This window comes from Flavobacterium chungangensis, assembly GCF_042654045.1.
Lineage (GTDB): Bacteria > Bacteroidota > Bacteroidia > Flavobacteriales > Flavobacteriaceae > Flavobacterium > Flavobacterium chungangensis.
On the sequence record NZ_JBHSFY010000002.1, the window covers coordinates 498,355 to 518,176 of the forward strand.

The 19,822-nt window shown below is 34.5% G+C and carries 15 protein-coding genes, 1 tRNA gene and 1 pseudogene; 12 read left to right on the plus strand and 5 right to left on the minus strand.

The annotated features are described in order from the left end of the window. Positions 1-126 precede the first annotated feature (126 nt). The 7 genes from ACFO3N_RS05055 to ACFO3N_RS05085 all read left to right on the plus strand — a co-directional run bounded on the left by ACFO3N_RS05055 (position 127) and on the right by ACFO3N_RS05085 (position 13,687). Entirely contained in the window at positions 127-1,656 is a 1,530-nt protein-coding gene (locus ACFO3N_RS05055) for a glycoside hydrolase family 28 protein (protein ID WP_379795754.1), read from the plus strand. Positions 1,657-1,869: 213 nt separating this feature from the next. After that, positions 1,870-3,309, plus strand: coding sequence for a glycoside hydrolase family 28 protein (locus ACFO3N_RS05060; RefSeq protein WP_379795756.1), 1,440 nt, complete (start codon positions 1,870-1,872; stop codon positions 3,307-3,309). 18 nt (positions 3,310-3,327) lie between these two features. Continuing rightward, positions 3,328-5,307: an alpha-L-arabinofuranosidase C-terminal domain-containing protein gene (locus ACFO3N_RS05065; RefSeq protein WP_379795758.1), complete on the plus strand. Its 1,980-nt coding sequence runs from the start codon at positions 3,328-3,330 to the stop codon at positions 5,305-5,307. Between the two features lie 43 nt (positions 5,308-5,350). Next, positions 5,351-7,819 carry a glycoside hydrolase family 95 protein gene (locus ACFO3N_RS05070; RefSeq protein ID WP_379795760.1) on the plus strand — a complete coding sequence of 823 codons (2,469 nt, stop codon included), beginning with the start codon at positions 5,351-5,353 and terminating at the stop codon, positions 7,817-7,819. An 85-nt stretch (positions 7,820-7,904) separates the two neighbouring features. Next, a complete protein-coding gene (locus ACFO3N_RS05075) occupies positions 7,905-10,274 on the plus strand; it encodes a glycoside hydrolase family 2 TIM barrel-domain containing protein (RefSeq protein ID WP_379795762.1) in 2,370 nt (789 codons plus the stop codon). A gap of 110 nt (positions 10,275-10,384) precedes the next feature. Further along, positions 10,385-11,755: a glycoside hydrolase family 27 protein gene (locus ACFO3N_RS05080; RefSeq protein WP_379795764.1), complete on the plus strand. Its 1,371-nt coding sequence runs from the start codon at positions 10,385-10,387 to the stop codon at positions 11,753-11,755. Further along, a complete protein-coding gene (locus tag ACFO3N_RS05085) occupies positions 11,756-13,687 on the plus strand; it encodes a glycoside hydrolase family 43 protein (RefSeq protein ID WP_379795766.1) in 1,932 nt (643 codons plus the stop codon). A gap of 329 nt (positions 13,688-14,016) precedes the next feature. On the opposite strand, the gene ACFO3N_RS05090 is transcribed toward ACFO3N_RS05085, so the two are convergent. The 5 genes and pseudogenes from ACFO3N_RS05090 to ACFO3N_RS05110 all read right to left on the minus strand — a co-directional run bounded on the left by ACFO3N_RS05090 (position 14,017) and on the right by ACFO3N_RS05110 (position 17,018). Beyond that, a tRNA-Tyr gene (locus ACFO3N_RS05090) sits at positions 14,017-14,100 on the minus strand. Positions 14,101-14,538: 438 nt separating this feature from the next. After that, a pseudogene (locus ACFO3N_RS05095) lies at positions 14,539-14,925 on the minus strand (TlpA family protein disulfide reductase); the annotation flags it as partial. Positions 14,926-14,943: 18 nt separating this feature from the next. Beyond that, entirely contained in the window at positions 14,944-15,705 is a 762-nt protein-coding gene (locus ACFO3N_RS05100; RefSeq protein WP_248727376.1) for a DUF4369 domain-containing protein, read from the minus strand. 262 nt (positions 15,706-15,967) lie between these two features. Continuing rightward, the gene (locus ACFO3N_RS05105; RefSeq protein WP_095931645.1) at positions 15,968-16,408 is read right to left on the minus strand and encodes a KTSC domain-containing protein; all 441 of its coding nucleotides are present in this window, start codon (positions 16,406-16,408) and stop codon (positions 15,968-15,970) included. A 364-nt stretch (positions 16,409-16,772) separates the two neighbouring features. Beyond that, positions 16,773-17,018: a hypothetical protein gene (locus ACFO3N_RS05110; RefSeq protein WP_095931666.1), complete on the minus strand. Its 246-nt coding sequence runs from the start codon at positions 17,016-17,018 to the stop codon at positions 16,773-16,775. Between the two features lie 87 nt (positions 17,019-17,105). On the opposite strand from ACFO3N_RS05110, the gene ACFO3N_RS05115 reads away from it, so the two are divergent. The 5 genes from ACFO3N_RS05115 (at position 17,106) to ACFO3N_RS05135 (ending at position 19,732) form a co-directional block, all read left to right on the plus strand. Beyond that, positions 17,106-17,648, plus strand: coding sequence for a hypothetical protein (locus tag ACFO3N_RS05115; RefSeq protein WP_379795769.1), 543 nt, complete (start codon positions 17,106-17,108; stop codon positions 17,646-17,648). Continuing rightward, on the plus strand, positions 17,648-17,794 hold the full coding sequence (locus tag ACFO3N_RS05120) for a hypothetical protein (RefSeq protein ID WP_008467810.1): 147 nt from the start codon (positions 17,648-17,650) through the stop codon (positions 17,792-17,794). The genes ACFO3N_RS05115 and ACFO3N_RS05120 overlap by 1 nt, the downstream gene beginning before the upstream one ends. Before the next feature lie 109 nt (positions 17,795-17,903). Continuing rightward, positions 17,904-18,137, plus strand: a complete 234-nt coding sequence (locus tag ACFO3N_RS05125) for a hypothetical protein (RefSeq protein ID WP_379795771.1) — start codon at positions 17,904-17,906, stop codon at positions 18,135-18,137. Further along, the gene (locus ACFO3N_RS05130) at positions 18,127-18,507 is read left to right on the plus strand and encodes a YchJ family protein (protein WP_379795795.1); all 381 of its coding nucleotides are present in this window, start codon (positions 18,127-18,129) and stop codon (positions 18,505-18,507) included. Before ACFO3N_RS05125 ends, ACFO3N_RS05130 begins: the two co-directional genes overlap by 11 nt. 106 nt (positions 18,508-18,613) lie before the next feature. After that, entirely contained in the window at positions 18,614-19,732 is a 1,119-nt protein-coding gene (locus tag ACFO3N_RS05135; protein ID WP_379795773.1) for a vWA domain-containing protein, read from the plus strand. Positions 19,733-19,822 lie beyond the last annotated feature (90 nt).

Consider the following 19,822-nt stretch of genomic DNA (forward strand, 5'->3'; position numbering starts at 1 on the left):
AGGCGCGAAGTCGCAAAGTTTATTGAAAGAAAAAGACTTAAAAAAACTTTGTGTCTCTGCAACATTGAAAGAATAAATAAAAAACTTAGTGTCTTTGTGCCTTTGTGGCATGAAAAAATAAAAAACATGAAAAACAAAATTATAATTACACTGTTTATTTTCTGTATTTCATTAACCGTTTCGGCGCAAAAGATTTTTGATATTAAAAAATACGGTGCAGTTGGAGATGGTAAAACTTTAAATACAAAAGCCATTCAGAAAGCAATTGATGCCGCAAATAAAAGTAAAGGAGGAAGAGTTGTTTTTTCTAAAGGAACTTTTCTTTCTGGAAGTATTGTTTTGAAGAATAATGTTGAATTGTTTTTTGAAGACGGAGCCGTTTTGTTAGGAAGCACTAATCCAGATGATTATCCTAAATTTGAAGGAATTAGAGCTTTGATTTTAGCTTACGAATCCAAAAACATTGCAGTAAACGGAAAAGGAATTATAAACGGGCAAGGAAGGGAATTGGCTTTGGCAATTGACAGTCTGCATCATACAGGTGTTCGTATTGATCCAAAATACAATTATAGAAGAATGCGTCCAGAAGATGGAAGAGGAAAACTGATTTCGTTTGTAAAATGCGATTCGATTACCATGAAGCATATTACCTTAAAAAATAGTCCAGGTTGGGTGCAATGCTTTAGAGAATGCAAAAATATTGTTATTGATTTTATGAAAGTGGAAAGCAGAGCATACTGGAACAATGACGGAATTGATGTTGACGGTTGTGAAAATGTTAGAATAACCAATTGTAATGTAAATGCTGCAGATGATGGAATTTGTTTAAAATCGGAAGAACAGGGATTGCACAATAATAATATTTATATCGGAAATTGTACTATTAGATCGAGCGCCAATGCAGTGAAATTTGGCACAGGTTCTTACGGAAGTTTCAAAAATGTGACAATCGAAAATATTAAGGTTTTTGACACTTTCAGATCGGCAATTGCAATTGAATCTGTGGATGGAGCAGAAATAGAAAATATTAAAGTTTCAGATGTTACGGCTGTAAATACAGGAAATGCAATTTTAATTCGTTTAGGGCATAGAAACGGAGATAAAGCGGGTTATATCAAAAATGTATCGGTTAAAAATGTAAAAGCACAAATTCCGTTTGGCCGACCAGATATTGATTACGATATGCGCGGACCAGAAGTAGATTATTTCCATAATCCGTTTCCATCTTCAATTGCTGGAATTCCGGGTCATTTGATTGAAAATGTGACCTTAGAAAATATTGAAATCGTGTATCCGGGAAGGGCTTCTAAAGGAATGGCCTATCATCCGTTAAGCAGATTAAAAGACGTAAAGGAAAACATAAAAGGTTATCCTGAATTTACCATGTTTGGCGAATTGCCTTCGTGGGGATTTTACGTTCGTCATGTAAACGGAATAGAAATGAAGAATATCAAATTGATTCTGGAGAAAGAAGATTTTCGTCCCGCTTTTGTTTTTGATGACGTAAAAAATCTGACTATGAATGCTATTGATATTCCTTCAGATAAAAACAATCAGATTGTTTTTAAAGATGTTTCATCAAGTAATTTGGATAGCGAAGCTGCAAAAAGAAAAATAGAACCAGAACAAAATAAATTTGAATTGCCAGCACACTAGTAGTTCGCCGCAAAGGCACAAAGACGAAAGTTTTTTTGCCAATGATTGTAAAATTTGTTTCACGCAGATTTAAAAAGATTTAAGCAGATTCAGCAGATTTTTTTAAAGAAATCAAATAAAATCTGCCCAAATCTGCAAGATCTGCGTGAAAAAAAACTTAAAGAAAAAAACTTAGTGCCTTTGAGTCTTTGTAGCATTAAAAAAATAAAAAACATGAAAAAGAAATCTATAATCGCGATCCTTATTTTCTGTATTTCCTTAACTGTCTCTGCGCAGAAAATTTATGACGTTAAAAAATATGGAGCAAAAGGAGACGGAAAAACAAATGACGCTGTGGCCATTCAGAAAGCAATTGACGCTTGTACAAAAACGGGCGGAAGAGTTTTAATTCCAGCACCTTTTACTTTTCTATCAGGACCAATTGATGTAAAATCAAAAGTTGATTTGCATATTGAAGCTGGAGCTAAATTATTGGCAAGTCCAGATGAAAAATTGTATACAAAAAGCGCCTTCAGAACCAATCCGGGAGAAGGAACAATTTGGATTGGAGGTGAAAATATAGAAGATTTTTCCATTAGCGGAAGCGGAAAAATAGACGGAAATGGGATTTCTTTTATGGGAGCAGAAGAAGATGACGCCTATATTTTGAAACCTTTTAATGTGTTAGATCCTAGGCCTCATGTTTTGACTATTATTGGCGGAAAAAATATCCGAATTAAAGATGTCCATATTGGAAATTCAGCATATTGGACCGTTCATTTAATTGGATGTAATGATGTTGTAATAAGCGGCATTACTCTGTTGAACAGTTTAAAAGTGCGTAACAGTGACGGAATCGATTTGGATCATTCTAAAAACGTCAGAATTAGCGATTGTTATATTGAAAGTGGCGATGATTGTATTTGTTTGAAAAACAGAAGAGAATTTGAAGAATTTGGCTCCTGCGAAAATATTACGGTTACCAATTGCACCATGACAAGCAGTAGCTGTGCAATTAAAATTGGTTCAGAAAATATGGATGCGATTAGACAAGTTGTTTTCAATAATTGTATTATTAAAAACAGCAATCGCGCTTTAGGAATTCAGAACAGAGATGAAGGAACGGTAAGCGATGTTATTTTTTCTAATATCATTATAGAAAGTAAATTGAACACCGATACTTGGTGGGGAAAAGCAGAACCGATTTATGTAACGGCTTTTAGCAGAGCAAAAGGAAACCATAAAGATGCAAATTGGCGTTTTCCAAAAGGAGCAACAGAAGGAAAAGTGGGCGAAATTAAAAATATCTATTTTTCTAATATTCAATGCACAGGAGAAAACGGTGTGTTTGTAAGCGGCGAATCTAAAGATAAAATCAAGAATATTGTCTTTGACAATGTGAGCGTTTTTATAGATAAAACAACTTCTTTTCAAGGCGGATTATATGACAGACGGCCAGCAAATGTTGAAGGTTTTGTAAAAGGAAGCACTTCTGGATTTTATTTTGATTCGGCAGAAAGCATTAAAGTTCAAAATTGCACTGTTCAATGGGGAAAAAACAGACCAGATTATTTTAAACATGCTGTTGAAAGCAAGAATGTTGATGTTTTAAAAGTGATTAATTTAGATGGAGAATCGGCTTTTCCTGCTAAATTAGAAGCAGTAAAGAAATAACTAGTTCATTCCAAAACTATGAAAAATACCACCCTTACGAAATTTACCATTTGCGGTCTGCTGTTGAGCAGTTTTTATATGAATGCTCAGAAAACGACCTTAGAAGTTGATGCTTCAAAAACGATTACTAAAATTCAGCCAACGATGTTCGGTTTATTTTTCGAAGACATCAATTTTGCTGCAGATGGAGGATTATACGCCGAAATGATTAAAAACAGATCTTTTGAATTTGATAAACCTCTCATGGGGTGGGAACAGCCAAATACCAAAAGGTCTTCTATGAACAAAGAATCGGGTAGTGCTGTGCCAATTAATTTAGCGGCCAATAACACCAATTTCTGTCGAGTAGAAATTAACAATGACAAAGGTTATGCTTTGATAAATGAAGGGTTTAGAGGAATGGGAGTGAAGAAAGATGCCAAATACAATCTTTCTTTGAAAGCTGCGAATCCAAATGGAGCAATTAAAAAAATTATTGTTCAATTAATAGATAAAGATCAAAAGGTAATTGGAGAAACGAGCATTGTTCCAAAATCGGAACAATGGACAAATTATACCGCGCAGATTATTGGTGCTCAAACAGAAGCAAAGGCAAAATTAAAATTAACTTTTGAAGGAACAGGAACGATTGATTTGGATATGATTTCGCTATTTCCTGAAGATACATGGAAAGGCAGAAAAAATGGACTTAGAAAAGATCTTGTTCAGCTTTTATATGATGTAAAACCTGGATTTTTACGTTTTCCAGGAGGCTGTATTGTTGAAGGGAGAACACTTTCTGATCGTTATCAATGGAAAAAATCGGTTGGAAATGTTGAGGAGAGAAAAACCATGATGAACCGTTGGAATGTAGAATTCAATCACAAACAAACACCTGATTATTTCCAAAGTTTCGGATTAGGATTTTACGAATATTTTCAGCTTTCTGAAGATATTGGTGCAGAACCTTTACCAATTTTAAGCTGTGGAATGGCTTGTCAATACAATACAGGAGAATTGGCTCCAATGGATGAACTGGATCCATACATTCAAGATGCTTTAGATTTGATCGAATTTGCCAATGGCGCTGTTACGACAACTTGGGGAAAAATCCGTTCGAATATGGGACATCCTAAACCATTTAATTTAAAATATATTGGAGTTGGAAACGAGCAATGGGGACCAGATTATATTGATCGTTACAAAGTTTTTGAAAAAGCAATCAAAGCAAAATATCCAAACATTATCATAGTTTCTGGAAGCGGGCCTTCGCCAAAAGGCGAGCATTTTGATTATGCTATGGCTGAACTTAAAAAGCTGAATGCAGAATTGGTTGACGAACATTATTACGAAAGTCCGAAATGGTTTAGAGAAAACGCTGGTCGTTACGATAATTATGATAGAATAGGGCCAAAAATATTTGCTGGAGAATATGCGGCGCAAAGTGTTTCAGGAGCGAATCCGAATAATAGAAACAATTGGGAATGTGCATTTTCTGAGGCTGCTTTTATGACAGGATTAGAAAGAAATGCAGAAGTAGTTCAGTTATCGTCTTATGCTCCTTTAATGGCTCATGAAGATGCTTGGCAATGGACACCAGATATGATTTGGTTTAATAATTTAGAATCTTATGGCTCAGCCAATTATTATGTGCAACAATTATTTTCGACAAACAAAGGAACAGATCTTTTAAACATTACAAAAGATGGTAAAGCTTTAATCGGTCAGAATGATTTGTATGCATCGGCTGTAAAAGATGTGAACAGTAAGGAGATTATTGTGAAATTGGTTAACACATCAGCTTCAAGCCAAGAAGTTAGTCTGGATTTGAAAGGAGCGAAATTAGGATCAAAAGGTACGATTGTAAGACTTGCAAGCGATAGTACGCAAGACGAAAATACTTTTGCTAATCCGAAGAAAATCACTCCAAAACAAAGCGAATATAAAATTACAAAAGGGAAGCAAGATTTGAATCTTCCTGCTTATTCTGTAACGGTTTTAAAGCTGAAAATGAACTAAATTAATTGTGAATTGTGAATTGTAAATTATTAATTGAAATACCATGAGCTATCATTTTTTTAAAAGGTTTTTTGTAATTCTAGTTATGATTAATGGATTTTCTAATTATGCGCAGGATTTAAAACTGCAATACAACCAGCCAGCCGTAGAATGGACAGAAGCGCTTCCAATCGGAAATGGTACATTGGGCGCAATGGTTTTTGGAAGAGTAGATTCTGAGTTAATTCAGTTAAATGAAGCGACTTTATGGAGTGGCGGCCCTGTCCAGAAAAATGTAAATCCAGATGCTTTTAAAAATCTTGCTTTAATAAGAGAAGCGCTTACAAAAGAAGATTTCGAAAAAGCCTATCTGCTTACTAAAAATATGCAGGGAGCATATAGTGAGAGTTTTATGCCTTTAGGAGACCTGATTTTAAAACAAGATTTTGGAGGAAAGAAACCCGATTCTTATAACAGAAGTCTTGATTTACAAACAGGATTAGCCGTAACTAATTTTAATGTTGAGGGCGTAAATTACAAAAGAGAAATCTTTGCCTCAGCACCTGCACAATGCGTTGTAATTAAACTTTCGGCAGATCAAGTAAAAAAGCTTTCAATAACAATTGATGTAGCGAGTCTTTTGCGAAGTAAAAAATCAATAAACGATAAGTCTTTGGTTTTAAAAGGAAAAGCGCCTTCACATGCAGATCCAAATTATATTGATTACAATAAAGAACCAATTGTTTATGAAGATCCATCTGGATGCAGAGGAATGCGTTTTGAATTGATTGTTAAACCAATTGTAAAAGATGGAGAAATAACTTCTGAGGGAAATAATTTGGTTATAAAAAACGCTTCTGAAATCTTGTTTTTTGTTTCGGCTGCGACCAGTTTCAACGGATTTGATAAATGTCCAAATAGTCAAGGAAAAGATGAACATCAATTAGCAGAAAATCCAATTAAGAAAGCTAGTGTCAAAAAGTATGATAATTTACTAAAAGAGCATATTGCTGATTTTCAAAAATTATTCAATAGAGTTTCATTACAATTAAATGAAAATGAAACCAGTAAATCTAATTTGCCAACAGATGTAAGATTAGAACAATATGCAAAAGGAGAAAAAGATGCTGGACTAGAGGCTTTGTTTTTTCAGTTTGGGCGATATTTATTGATTTCTTCTTCACGTACACATAATGTACCAGCGAACTTGCAAGGAATTTGGAACAATAAACTTCGCGCGCCTTGGAGTAGCAACTACACCACAAACATCAATTTGCAGATGAATTATTGGCCAGTAGAATCTGGAAATTTATCTGAATTATTTTTTCCGCTCGATGAATTCATACAAAATGTTGCAGTGACAGGAACAGAAACAGCCAAAAGTTATTACCATGCCAATGGTTGGGTTCTGCATCACAATTCAGATATCTGGGCTACAACAAATCCGGTTGGAGATTTTGGAAAAGGTGATCCGATGTGGGCAAATTGGTATATGGGTGCCAATTGGTTAAGCAGACATTTATGGGAACATTATGAATATACTGGAGATATAGCATATTTAAAGAAAGTATATCCAATCATGAAAGGTGCGGCGGAATTTAGTTTAGACTGGCTTCAAAAAGATAAAAACGGTTATTTGGTAACCATGCCTTCGACTTCGCCAGAAAATAAATATTTATATGATGGAAAAAAAGAGGGAATTGTAACAACGGCTTCTACAATGGATATTGGCATTATAAAAGATTTATTCGAAAATACCATAGAAGCTTCTAAAATTCTAAATAGCGACGCTGATTTTAGACAAATTGTAAGTGAAGCACAAAGACAATTATTGCCCTTTAAAATTGGAAGCAAAGGACAATTGCAAGAATGGTACAAAGATTTTGAGGACGAAGATCCGCATCATAGACATACTTCACATCTTTATGCTTTACATCCTGCCAATTTAATTTCGCCATTGAAAACTCCCGAACTAGCGGATGCTGCAAAGAAAACATTAGAATTGCGTGGTGACGACGGAACTGGCTGGAGTTTGGCTTGGAAAGTAAATATGTGGGCAAGACTTTTAGATGGAAATCATGCTTACAAATTATTTAAAAATCAATTAAGGTTAACAAAAGATAACGATCCAAAATACAAACGTCAAGGGGGCTGTTATCCGAATTTGTTTGATGCACATCCGCCTTTTCAAATTGATGGAAATTTTGCAGGAACGGCAGGAGTTATAGAAATGCTCATGCAATGCCAGAATAAAGAAATTCATTTGTTGCCTGCTTTACCAGACGCATGGACAGATGGTGAAATTAAAGGCATTAAAGCAAAAGGCAATTTTAGCATAGATATAAAATGGAATAACGGTAAAATGAGTCAAGCTAAAATTTTGGCTAACAAGGGAGGGACTTGTACAATAAGATCGGCAGAGCCTTTTATTGTTGAAAAACTGAATATAAAAAGCGAGATATCGTCTATTGGTTACACTGCAACTTTTGATGCTAAAAAAGGAACGGCTTACAACGTAAAACCTTTGAAATAGAAATTTATAAAACAAATAAAACGAAAATATTGTGTTTACAAATAAGATAATATTACCCGCACTTCTCTTCTCGTATTTCTCTGTTATGAGCCAAATTTCGTTTGGAGATTCAAATAAAATCAATGACAATTGGAAATTTAATCTTCAAGATATTGCTGATGCCAAAAATATTTCTTTCGATGATAGCAAGTGGAAGCAGGTAAATGTACCGCATGATTGGAGTGTCAAAGGACAGCTAAGTCCAACTTTAGCAAGCTGTACTGGATTTCTGCCTGGCGGAATTGCATGGTACAGAAAATCGATTGCTGTTCCGCAAACGAAATCAGGAGAAAAAGTCTATTTATATTTTGAAGGAGTTTACAATAGAAGTGAAGTTTTCATCAATGGTCATTCATTAGGGAAACGCCCTAACGGCTATATTTCTTTTGCTTATGATGCTACTGAATTTATAAAATTTGGAGGTGAAAATATAATTTCAGTTCGAGTAGACCATAGCCAGAGTGCTGATTCAAGATGGTACAGCGGGTCAGGAATCTACAGAAATGTTTGGTTGGTTTATGCAAATCCAGTTCATATAGCGCAATGGGGCGTTTACGCTTATCCACAAGTTACAAATGGAAACGGGATTTTGAATGTCGAAGTGGATATCGAAAATAGTTCAAAAGCAAAAGCAAACCTTACGGTTGTAAATGAACTTTTCTCAAAAGATGGAAAATTAGCAGGCAAATCTTCTTCTAAAGTGGATGTTGCCTTAAATGCAAATGGAAAAATTTCAACAAAGATAAGCGTTAAGAATCCGCAGTTGTGGGATTTGGATAATCCAAATTTGTATGAGCTGAGAACGACGGTTTTTCAAAATGGAAAAGAAATAGACAAAACAGTTACTCAAACGGGTTTTAGAACTTTTACGTTTGATCCAAATAATGGTTTTGTCCTTAACGGGAAGTGGATGAAAATGAAAGGGGTTTGTCTGCATCATGACGCTGGAGTTTTGGGTTCTGCAGTCCCTAAAGAAGTTTGGAAAACTAGATTAGAAACATTGAAGGAGATTGGAGTAAATGCCATTCGTACAAGCCATAATCCGCAAGCGCCTGAATTTTATGAGCTTTGCGACGAATTAGGTTTATTGGTTTTGAACGAAGCTTACGATGAATGGGAATTTCCAAAACGTAAATGGCTTGAAGGCTGGAATTACGGAACTCCAGGATTTGAAGGTTCATTTGACATTTTTGCTGACTGGGCAGAAAAAGACTTGGAAGATTTTGTACGCCGTGACCGAAACCATCTTTCTGTTTTTGCTTGGAGTATTGGCAACGAAGTAGATTACCCAAACGATCCGTATTCGCATCCCGTTTTAGATCAAGGAAAAAACGGATTTGGACAAGCGGCTTACGGAGGATATAAAAAAGATGCTCCAGATGCAATGCGTCTTGGAGCAATCGCAAAACGTCTGGTTGCGGCTGTTAAAAAATATGACAAATCACGCCCGACAACAGCTGGTTTAGCGGGAGTAGCAATGTCAAACGAAACCGAATATCCGGGCGCTTTAGATATTACAGGCTACAATTATACGGAAAGCAAATATGGTTCAGATCACGAAAAATATCCTAAAAGGGTAATTTACGGAAGTGAAAATACGCATGATATGCAACCTTGGCTTGCAGTAAAAAACAACAAACATATTTTTGGTCAGTTCCTTTGGACAGGAATTGATTACTTAGGAGAATCGGGAAGATGGCCTTCAAGAGGATTCTATTCGGGTTTAGTTGATTTTGCTGGTGTTATCAAGCCTAGAGGATATTTTCGCCAGTCGCTTTGGTCAGATAAACCAATGGCTTATTTAGGAACGTATCCATTAACAAATGAAAAAGACATTTCCAAAGATGCTTGGGCAATCTGGAATTACGAAGAAGGACAAAAAATACGCGTGGTTTGTTATACCAATGCCTCAAAAGCACGTTTAGAATTGAATGGTAAAGTAGTCGGCGAAACGAAATTATACGATGAAAAAACCGGAATTATCTATTGGGATATTCCGTTTGCATCTGGAAAATTAGAAGCAGTTGGATTGGATAAAAATGATAAAGAAGTAAGTCGTTACACAATTAATTCTACACAACAGCCTTTTGAATTAACGATTGCAGATAAAAATAGTATCATCAGCAAAGACAAAGGGGTTGCAAAAATTATGGTTCAGGTAAAAGACCAAAACGGACTTCCAGTTATGCTTTCAGATAACGAAGTGACTTGTACTATTACTGGCGCAGGAACTTTATTAGGGTTGGAAGCGGGAAATAACAGCGACATGACTGATTATACTGATAATGTACAAAGAGTTTTTCACGGACATATTATTGCGTACATTCAGGCAAATGGAGATTCGATAGCTCCAATAAAAGTAAAATTTACAAGTCAGTGGTTAAAACCTGTAGAGGTTACTATTAATGTGAAATAGCCAAATAAACAAAGGCTCTTCTTGCTTTTAGAACCTATCAGGTCTAATTTCTATATAAAAATAGAATTTCATTATATTTAAAGTGTAAAAAACACACATAAACAAACGCAATGAAAATTACAAACTTACTTGCAATGATGGTAGGAGCTTTTTTTCTATCAGTCACTACTAGCGCTCAAAATAAAACATTCCAAAAAGAAGAATTCAAACAATGGGCTCAAACTCCTCCAATGGGTTGGAATAGCTGGGATTGTTACGGACCAACAGTTGAAGAACACGAAGTAAAAGCCAATGCCGATTATATGGCAAAAGAACTAAAGAAATTTGGCTGGGAATATATCGTAGTCGACATTCGTTGGTTTGTAGAAAACGACAAAGCAGGAGGTTATAACCAGACCGATCCGCGTTACGTAATCGATCAACATGGAAGATATTTGCCAGCAGTTAACCGATTTCCTTCAGCAAAAGACGGCCAAGGTTTCAAGCCTTTAGCAGATTACATTCATAAAAAAGGATTAAAATTCGGAATCCACATTATGCGTGGCATTCCTAAAAAAGCTGTTGAAGATAAACTGCCCATAAAAGGAGCAAACGGAATTACAGCAGACCAGGTTTATACCACCGCTTTACAATGCGAATGGCTGAGAGACAATTACACTATTTTGGCAGACAAACCAGGAGCACAGGAATATTATGATTCTATTTTCGAATTATATGCGCAATGGGGAGTAGATTTCATTAAAATTGACGATTTGTCAAGACCGTATCATGAAGCTGAAATCAACTTAATTAGAAATGCAATTGACAAATGCGGTCGTAAAATTGTATTAAGCACATCGCCAGGAGAAACGCCAATTTCAGCCGCGGCTCACGTAAGCACTCATGCCAATATGTGGCGTATGGTGGATGATGTTTGGGATACATGGCCACACATTACGCATTTAATGGAAGTAGCGCAAAAATGGTATCCGTATATCGCGCCAGGAACATGGCCAGACTGTGATATGATTCCGCTAGGACGTATTTCGATAAGAGGAGAAAGAGGAAATGATAGAATGACACGTTTAACCAAAGACGAACAATATACTTTGATTACATTTTTCAATATCTTCAAATCTCCATTGTTTTTCGGTGGAGACTTGCCAAGTAATGATGCTTTCACGTTGTCTTTATTAACAAATAAAAATGTAGTAAAAATGCATCACGAAAGTACAGACGTCAAACAGCTTTTCCAGAAAGATGGAAAAATTGCTGTGACTTCAAAAAATGCTGAAGATGGAAGTGTGTATTTGGCTTTGTTCAATATTTCAGATAATGCTTCAAAAAAAGTTGTCGTTGCTCTTTCGGATTTAGGAATTTCAGGTTCAGTTGAGGTTTTAAATATGTGGACAGGAGAAAAATCAAAAATAACTTCAAAAGAAATTGGAGCTGATTTAAAACCGCATAGTTCTGTTTTGTATCAATTAAAAAGCAAAAAATAAATGAAAAGGATATTCTTTAGTCTATTGTCATTTTTTACTGTTTTTAATTTTTCTCAAGCGCAGAATAATCTAAAAGGTAGTCCGCCAGTTATTGCAGAGAAAGATTTGACGGCTTATCTCTTCGTTTATTTCATTGGAAATAAAGTCGAAGAAGAAGCTGTAAATTATGCTGTAAGCACAGATGGATATCATTATTATGCTCTGAATAATAATAAACCAATTTTAGATAGTAAAACAATCAGTTCAACTGGCGGCGTTCGCGATCCGCATATTTTACGTGGTGAAGATGGAAAAACATTTTATATGGTTTTGACTGATATGACTTCGTCAAAAGGCTGGGACAGTAATCGTGCTATGATTTTACTTAAAAGTGCCGATTTGGTAAACTGGAAAAGCAGTGTGGTTAATATTCAAAAAGCTTTTTCTGGAAATGAAAACTTAAAAAGAGTTTGGGCACCACAGACTATTTATGATGACAAAGCTGGCAAATACATGATTTACTTTAGCATGCAGCATGGCACAGATCCTGATAAAATTTATTACGCTTATGCGAATGAAGATTTTACCGCTTTAGAAGGTGCTCCAAAATTATTATTTGTTCCAAACTCTAAAGGAGCTTGTATTGATGGAGACATTATTAAGAAAGATGGCGTTTATCATCTTTTTTATAAAACAGAATCAGAAACTGCTGGAATAAAGGCAGCTACCACAACCGATTTAACTTCTGGAAATTGGAAAGAAAATGATAATTATCTGCAGCAAACCAAGGAAAAAGTTGAGGGTTCGAGTATATTTAAAGTCAATAATTCAGATGAATATATTTTAATTTATGATGTCTATTCAAAAGGAAAATATCAATTTACAAAAACAAAAGATTTAGAAAATTTCACGGTTATAGATAATGATATTTCAATGGACTTTAAACCGCGTCACGGAACTATTTTGTCCATAACGCGTTCTGAATTGAAACGAATTACTGCAAAATGGGGAATGCCAGGGCAACTTTCAAAAATCAACAATAATCCAGTTTTGGAAGGTTATTATGCCGATCCTGAAATTCTATATTCGAACAAAACAAAAAGATATTATATCTACCCAACAACGGATGGATTTAACGATTGGTCAGGTTATTATTTTAAAACATTTTCTTCTGATAATTTAGTCGATTGGAAAGAGGAAGGCGTTATTTTAGATCTTAAAAAAGATGTTCCTTGGGGAGACAGAAATGCTTGGGCGCCTTGTATTGTGGAGAAAAAGATCAAAGGAAGATACAAATACTTCTATTATTTCACAGCTGCACAGAAAATTGGTGTTGCCGTTTCAGATCATCCAACAGGGCCATTTAAAGACAGCGGAAAACCACTTGTAGCCACTAGACCAGAAGGTATAAGGGATGGTCAGGAAATTGATCCTGATGTTTTTACAGATCCTAAAACAGGAAAAAATTATTTGTATTGGGGAAATATGTACATGGCCGTTGCGGAATTAAATCTGGATATGGTTTCGCTAAAAGAAGGAAGCACTAAAATAATTGCGGCAGACAAAACTTTTCGTGAAGGCACTTATGTAATTTACAGAAAAGGGAAATATTATTTCTTTTGGAGTGAAGACGATACGAGAAACCCTAATTATAAAGTAAGATATGGAATTTCAGATTCCCCACTCGGCCCTCTTGAAATTCCACAAAATAACATTGTCATTCAGGGAATTCCGGAGCAGGGGATTTATGCTACGGGACATAATTCGGTTTTGCAGATTCCAGGAAAAGACGAATGGTATATTGTGTATCATAGATTTTCGTATCCAACAGGCATTAAAATGGGACGCGCAGGCGGCTTTCATCGAGAGGTCTGTATTGATAAACTAGAGTTTGATGCTAATGGTTACATTTTAGAAACTAAACCTACTTTTGAAGGTGTAACTTTGAAATAAGTTGATTAAATTCTTTTAGCTAGCCGTTTTTTCTTCTAAGCTTACTTTCTTAAATAGAGAACAATTGATTTAAAATAAAACTCTTTTTTTGCTAATAGCATTAAAAGAGTTTTATTTTTATAACTATAAATTCAAAAAAACGGTAAGATTCAAGTTTAGAAAATAAGGTTATAAGATTCTGCCACAGAGATTTTGGGCGGTTTTAAAAAATTTGAAAAGCAGCATAAATAAAAAAAGCCTGCGAATCTTACGATTTGCAGGCTTTACCACTTTTTTTGCGGGTTTTTAAAAAGATTGAAAAACTTTCGTTTTGGCTTCTTTTACCCTTTTGGTGGGGAGAGCAGGATTCGAACCTGCGAAGTTCACACAGCAGATTTACAGTCTGCCCTCGTTGGCCGCTTGAGTATCTCCCCGATCTCAGCTTGTTGTGCTTTGTTGTTCTTAGCGGTGGCAAAGATAGGAACTCTTTGTACATTTCCAAACAAAAAAATGACTTAATTTTAAGTTATTTTAAAGTTATTTTTTAATTCATTGGAATTGAATAAAATAAAAAACTCTCAAAATGCATTTTTTTTTAATTATTTTGGAAAGTAGGATTATTTTTATAGTAATTCTTTGGTTTTTACTTTGAATTTAATCTTTGATTAAGGCGTGAGATATTGCTTTTATTGACAAGTTAAAAAGAATCTTGACTAAAAAATATCTATTTAATACAGTTTTGAGTTTGGCTTAATACTCCTTTTTATATTCAATTTTTTAATTCTTTTTGATGAATCTCCATTTTTAAATTTCTGATAGGGCAAAAAAAAATCTCCACAAGGGAGATTTTTTTATTTTTATAAGAGATAGAATTATTTTGCTAACAATTCTAAGATCTTTGCTTTTAATTCAGCGCCTCTTAAATCTTGGGCTACCACTTTTCCTGATGCATCAAGAATAAAAGTAGCAGGAATTGCTTCAACATTGTATTGTTTTGCAATTGGCTCTTCCCAGAATTTTAAGTTAGATACTTGAGTCCAAGTTAATCCATCTTTTGCAATAGCTTCTTTCCATTTTGCAGCGTCTTTATCTAAAGATACTCCAACTATGTTTAATCCTTTAGAATGAAGTTCTTTGTATAAAGCTACAACGTGAGGGTTTTCTTGTCTGCAAGGTCCGCACCATGAAGCCCAGAAATCTACAATAGTTACTTTACCTAAACTTTCTTTAAGTGATATTACTTTTCCTTCTGGATTTGGAGCCGAAAAATCAGCTCTTCATTTAGCGCTGCCTACCGCTGGAGCTGTAGCACCAACAGATGGCATTTTTGCTTGACCTAATCTAGTTTTGATTTCTTTTCCTGGAGCAGTATTTTTTAAAGACTCATCTAAAGTGCTATATAAGCTCTCTAATTTTTTAGTATCAGCTGTTGGATCATTCAATAAACTTTGAATAATTAAAGCTGTAATAAAAGATTTTGGGTGATTTTCAGCGTAAGCTAAATATTTCTTTTTGCTGCCTTCTTGAACTTCTTTTTGTAGTTCCATGTATTGTTTCATCAAGCCATTGATAGTTGCTGTATCTTGAGCTTGCTGAGCTTGCTGCATTTTAGTATTGTTCTTTTTCTGGAAATCCATTAAACTTTTTTGAGTTTTGTTCATGTCTTCCATAAAAGTCACGTACTCATCATTGTTGTAAGTTCCAGAAACTTTAGATTTATGGATACTATCTTTGTCAATAGCAATTTTAATTTCTCCAGTTTCTAGGATAAATGGGATAGGTCCGTTAGCACCTTGTAATATTAATGTGTGGAAAGCTGGCTCAGTAACTTTTCCTTTTATTTCAAATTTTCCGTTTTCAACTTTTACTGTATCAAGAGAAACAGGCATTCTTGTAGCAGGATCTGCACCTTGTAAAATGATTGTTTTTCCGTTTTCAATCCCTGTAGCAGTACCTGTAATAAGGTATTCTCCATCTTTAACTTTGCTGCAAGAAATGATAGCTGCAGAAGCCGTAAGTACAAAAAGTATTTTTTTCATTATAAAAAATTAATTAGTTAATTGATTTGTGCAACAAAAGTATCTAAAATTATAAAACTTACAGAATTTTGCAACCTAAAATTTTGTTATAGTTTTTTTGGGCTTAAAACCCATTAAATCAGCGTGTTTATTGACTCGATTTGATCAAATACTCTTAATAAGATGGTTATTTGAGCGACCCGTGTGCAAATATTTGAACTTAAGGCATAAAAAAAGCACTCTTTTAATAGAGTGCTTTTTTGTAAAATATAGTAGTATAAAACTATTCTTGATTTGTTTTCTTTCTCCAAGTAAAAGAGTTTAAGATATGTCTTTTAGCAAATCTTGCAGGAGAATCTGCATTTACCATTTTCACGTAAGTTGCTTTTGGTACGCTAATGTACTCGTAAACGCTTCCGTTAGAAAAGTCAATAATTAAACGACCTTCAACAAATTTATAATCTGTGATAGAACAAGTTGAAATTGTTTCTGTATACTCAGGTAAATTAAGTTTGATAGTATCAGGGTGAATACTTACTAAAAAGTGGTAAGCTTCGATAATCGTTTTACTTTTTTCTTCAGCTTCTTTTAAACCAGCTTCATTTCCCACAAATTTATCAGGATGAGATTCTTTCATCGCATTACGATAAATTGTCTTTAAATCTTTTAACTCTGCAGTTTTTTCTACGTTTAGTAACTTGCGGTATTCAACTATTTTTTTCATAAATAAAAGGTAACTACTTGTCTATTAGTTTGAAATCGTTTTGTTTTAGTTCAAATCGACAAATTTTTTGCAAAGGTACACTTTTTTTTAACTTTTCAGTTTTGATCGAAAAAATATTGATAAAAGTTAACCGTAAGTTTATTTAGTCGCAAAGTTCATAAGAATTTTTTTTTAACCGCAAAGTCCGCAAAGAGTTACGCAAAGAACGCTAAGAAATATATTTAAGAGTAGACATAAAACCAAAGTTCGCAAAGTTTTGTATAAATAAAACTTTGCGAACTTTGCGTAACTCTTTGCGGTCTTTGCGGTAAAAACTTAACCGTTCCAACAAAACTTGAAACCTGAAACCTGAAACAAAATAAACCTATTCCGGCTTATGATTCGCTTTATCGAAGTTTCTTGATTTTTTAGGATATTTATCGTAGCTGATGTCGCTTGGATTTTCAATGACAGATTTTATAGTAATCCAATCTCCAACCTCAAATTTGGCTTGAACCATTTTATAGTCTAAAAGATATTCTCCACAGAAATAATTATTATTTTCATCTTTTTCGATAATGCCTGTAAAAACTCCTTTTTGAGGCATTTTTTGTTCTAAATCTTTAGACATGATTTTTTTGTTTTGAATTAAAGTAGCAAAGGTAAGCAATTTAGGTTTGGTTTGGGGAGTTCGCTCTAATCTGAGTATATTTGCACAATGCAAAAGAACTTTAAACCACACCCTAATTCTTTTAAAAATACGTTTTGTGCTTTTAATGAAGTACTTCCAGATTCAATTCAAGGATTGAAGAAGCAATTTGAAAGCAAAGCGGGAAGTACCTATTATTATACGGAAGAGGGAATGTACCGTGTTTCGAATCATTGGGGAAGATTGGCCAATAGTAAATGGCGTTTAATTGCTCGAAATCCGGAAACGGAATCGAAAACTAAAATTGGTTTTGCAAAATGGGAAGAGTTCTATCCCGATAATGCCGAAGAAAAATTGTACTATGTAAAAGCTGATTTCGAAAATAATCTTGCCAATTATGAGCACAAAAATAATCCCGAGTATGACGGAAAAGCAGTTTTAAGAACAAGTTTTGAAACCGCAAAAAGATTAAAACAGATTAGAAACTTACAGCAGCTGACCAATTGGGCAAAACATTTTGATTATGACGATATTGATGAATTGCGAAAACAGATCATCAACGAATTGATTTTTACTGAAAAAACGCTAGAACAAATTAAAAGAGAAGTGTAATGGGACGTAATAACGAAAAGAACATCAAAAAACATAACGATAAATTGCATAAAGCCCAAGCGAAAGCCAAACAAGCTGAAATTGCACGTAAAGAAAAATTAAAAGAAATCGTTAAGAAATTCAACGAAAGTAAAAACGAAGAGTAGATAAATAGTTTCAAGTTTTAGGTTTCAGGTTCCAAGTTATTGTTGTGAACGTGAAACCTAAAACCTGAAACCTGAAACTTGAAACTTGAAACCTGAAACAAAAAAAACAATGAATAGTAAATTCGAAACACTAAAAGCAAACGTACAGGAAATCATTGATTTGATTGCGACGAAAAACGACAGAGAAGCAAACAACAAATTATTGGAAGTGAGCGAAACATTGGATGAAATGATTGATTTTGCTGAAGAAGACGAAGAAGTTCGCGAAATAACTCGTTATCAAGTTTTACTAAATCAGCTTCATGTAAAAATTAATGGAGAAGAACCAGTCGATGGAGAGTAAAAAATGCTTCTGTGACACAGGATTGCTTTTTGAAAATTGCTGCGGATTATATTTAACCGATAATCAAAAAGCTCCTTCGGCATTAACTTTAATGCGGTCAAGATATTCAGCGTATGCAACTCATAATGCTGATTATCTTATGGAAACAACTTATATTTCAGAAAGAAAATATTATTCGAAATCTGAAATTTTAAGATGGGCCGTTTCTAATAAATGGCAGAAATTGGAAATTTTGAGTTTTTCTGAAAACACAGTTGAATTTAAAGCTTACTTTTTAGATTCAGACAATAAACCTCAAACGCATTACGAATTCTCGACTTTTAAATTCGAAAATAACGAATGGTATTATGTAGACGGAAAGTTTGAATAATTATTATATCTAACGCTGTTAGTTGAGATTTTTGTTTAAATATTTTAACTAAAAATTAATAAACGATTCGTTTTTCATAATTCTAAAAAGATGTAATTTTAGATTTATGAAAAACGAATTTAAAAAAGGCTTTTATTTTAAGACTTACGAAGCTCCTTTTCAGTCTCCGTTTGACAAACTTTTTACGATTTTTAAAGAGTTAATCACCCATACTTCGGGCGATTTTGATGAAGCCATAAACTGGCTTCGGGAACTGGACAAAGAATACAAACTTACCGACGAAAATTATACTATTGATGATTTTATCGAAGACCTGAAGAAAAAAGGATACATCAAAGATGAAGTAAAAGGCGATGGAAGTTCCGGTTTCGGAATAACTGCAAAAACAGAAAGAGCAATAAGACAGCAAGCTTTAGATCAGATTTTTGGAAACCTGAAAAAATCTGGGAGCGGAAACCATAAAACAAAATATGCGGGAAGTGGCGATGAACACACTGGGGAATTCCGTGAGTATAATTTTGGCGATGGCTTAGAAAGAATTTCTTTAACTGAAAGCCTTCGAAATGCTCAAGTTAATAACGGTGTGGAAAGTTTTATGCTGACCGAAAATGATTTGGTAGTAGAAGATGCTCAATACAAAGCACAGATGAGTACTGTTCTAATGATTGATATTAGCCACAGTATGATTTTATACGGAGAAGACCGAATTACTCCTGCAAAAAAAGTAGCGATGGCTTTGGCTGAATTAATTACAACAAGATACCCAAAAGATACGTTAGATATTTTGGTTTTCGGAAACGATGCCTGGACAATTCCAATCAAAGATTTGCCTTATTTGCAAGTTGGACCGTATCATACCAATACCGTTGCGGGTTTACAATTGGCGATGGATATTTTGCGTAGAAAGCGTAACACCAACAAGCAGATTTTTATGATTACCGACGGAAAGCCAAGTTGCGTTCGCGAACGTGATGGTTCTTATTATATGAATAGTAATGGTTTGGATGAATACATTGTCGATAAATGCTACACTCAGGCGCAACAGGCAAGAAAACTTCATATCCCAATTACGACTTTTATGATTGCTCGAGATCCGTATTTGCAGCGATTTGTGAATCAGTTTACAGAAGCCAATCAAGGAAAAGCATTTTATACCGGAATCAAAGGTCTTGGCGAAATGATTTTCGAGGATTATGAAGCGAATAGGAAGAAGAGGATTAAGTAGAGTTGCTAAGGTTCTAAGTTTCTAAGTTTCTGAGATGCTAAGGTTTCTTTGCACCTCAATATACGTTCTGTATTCCGTTCGTATATCGTA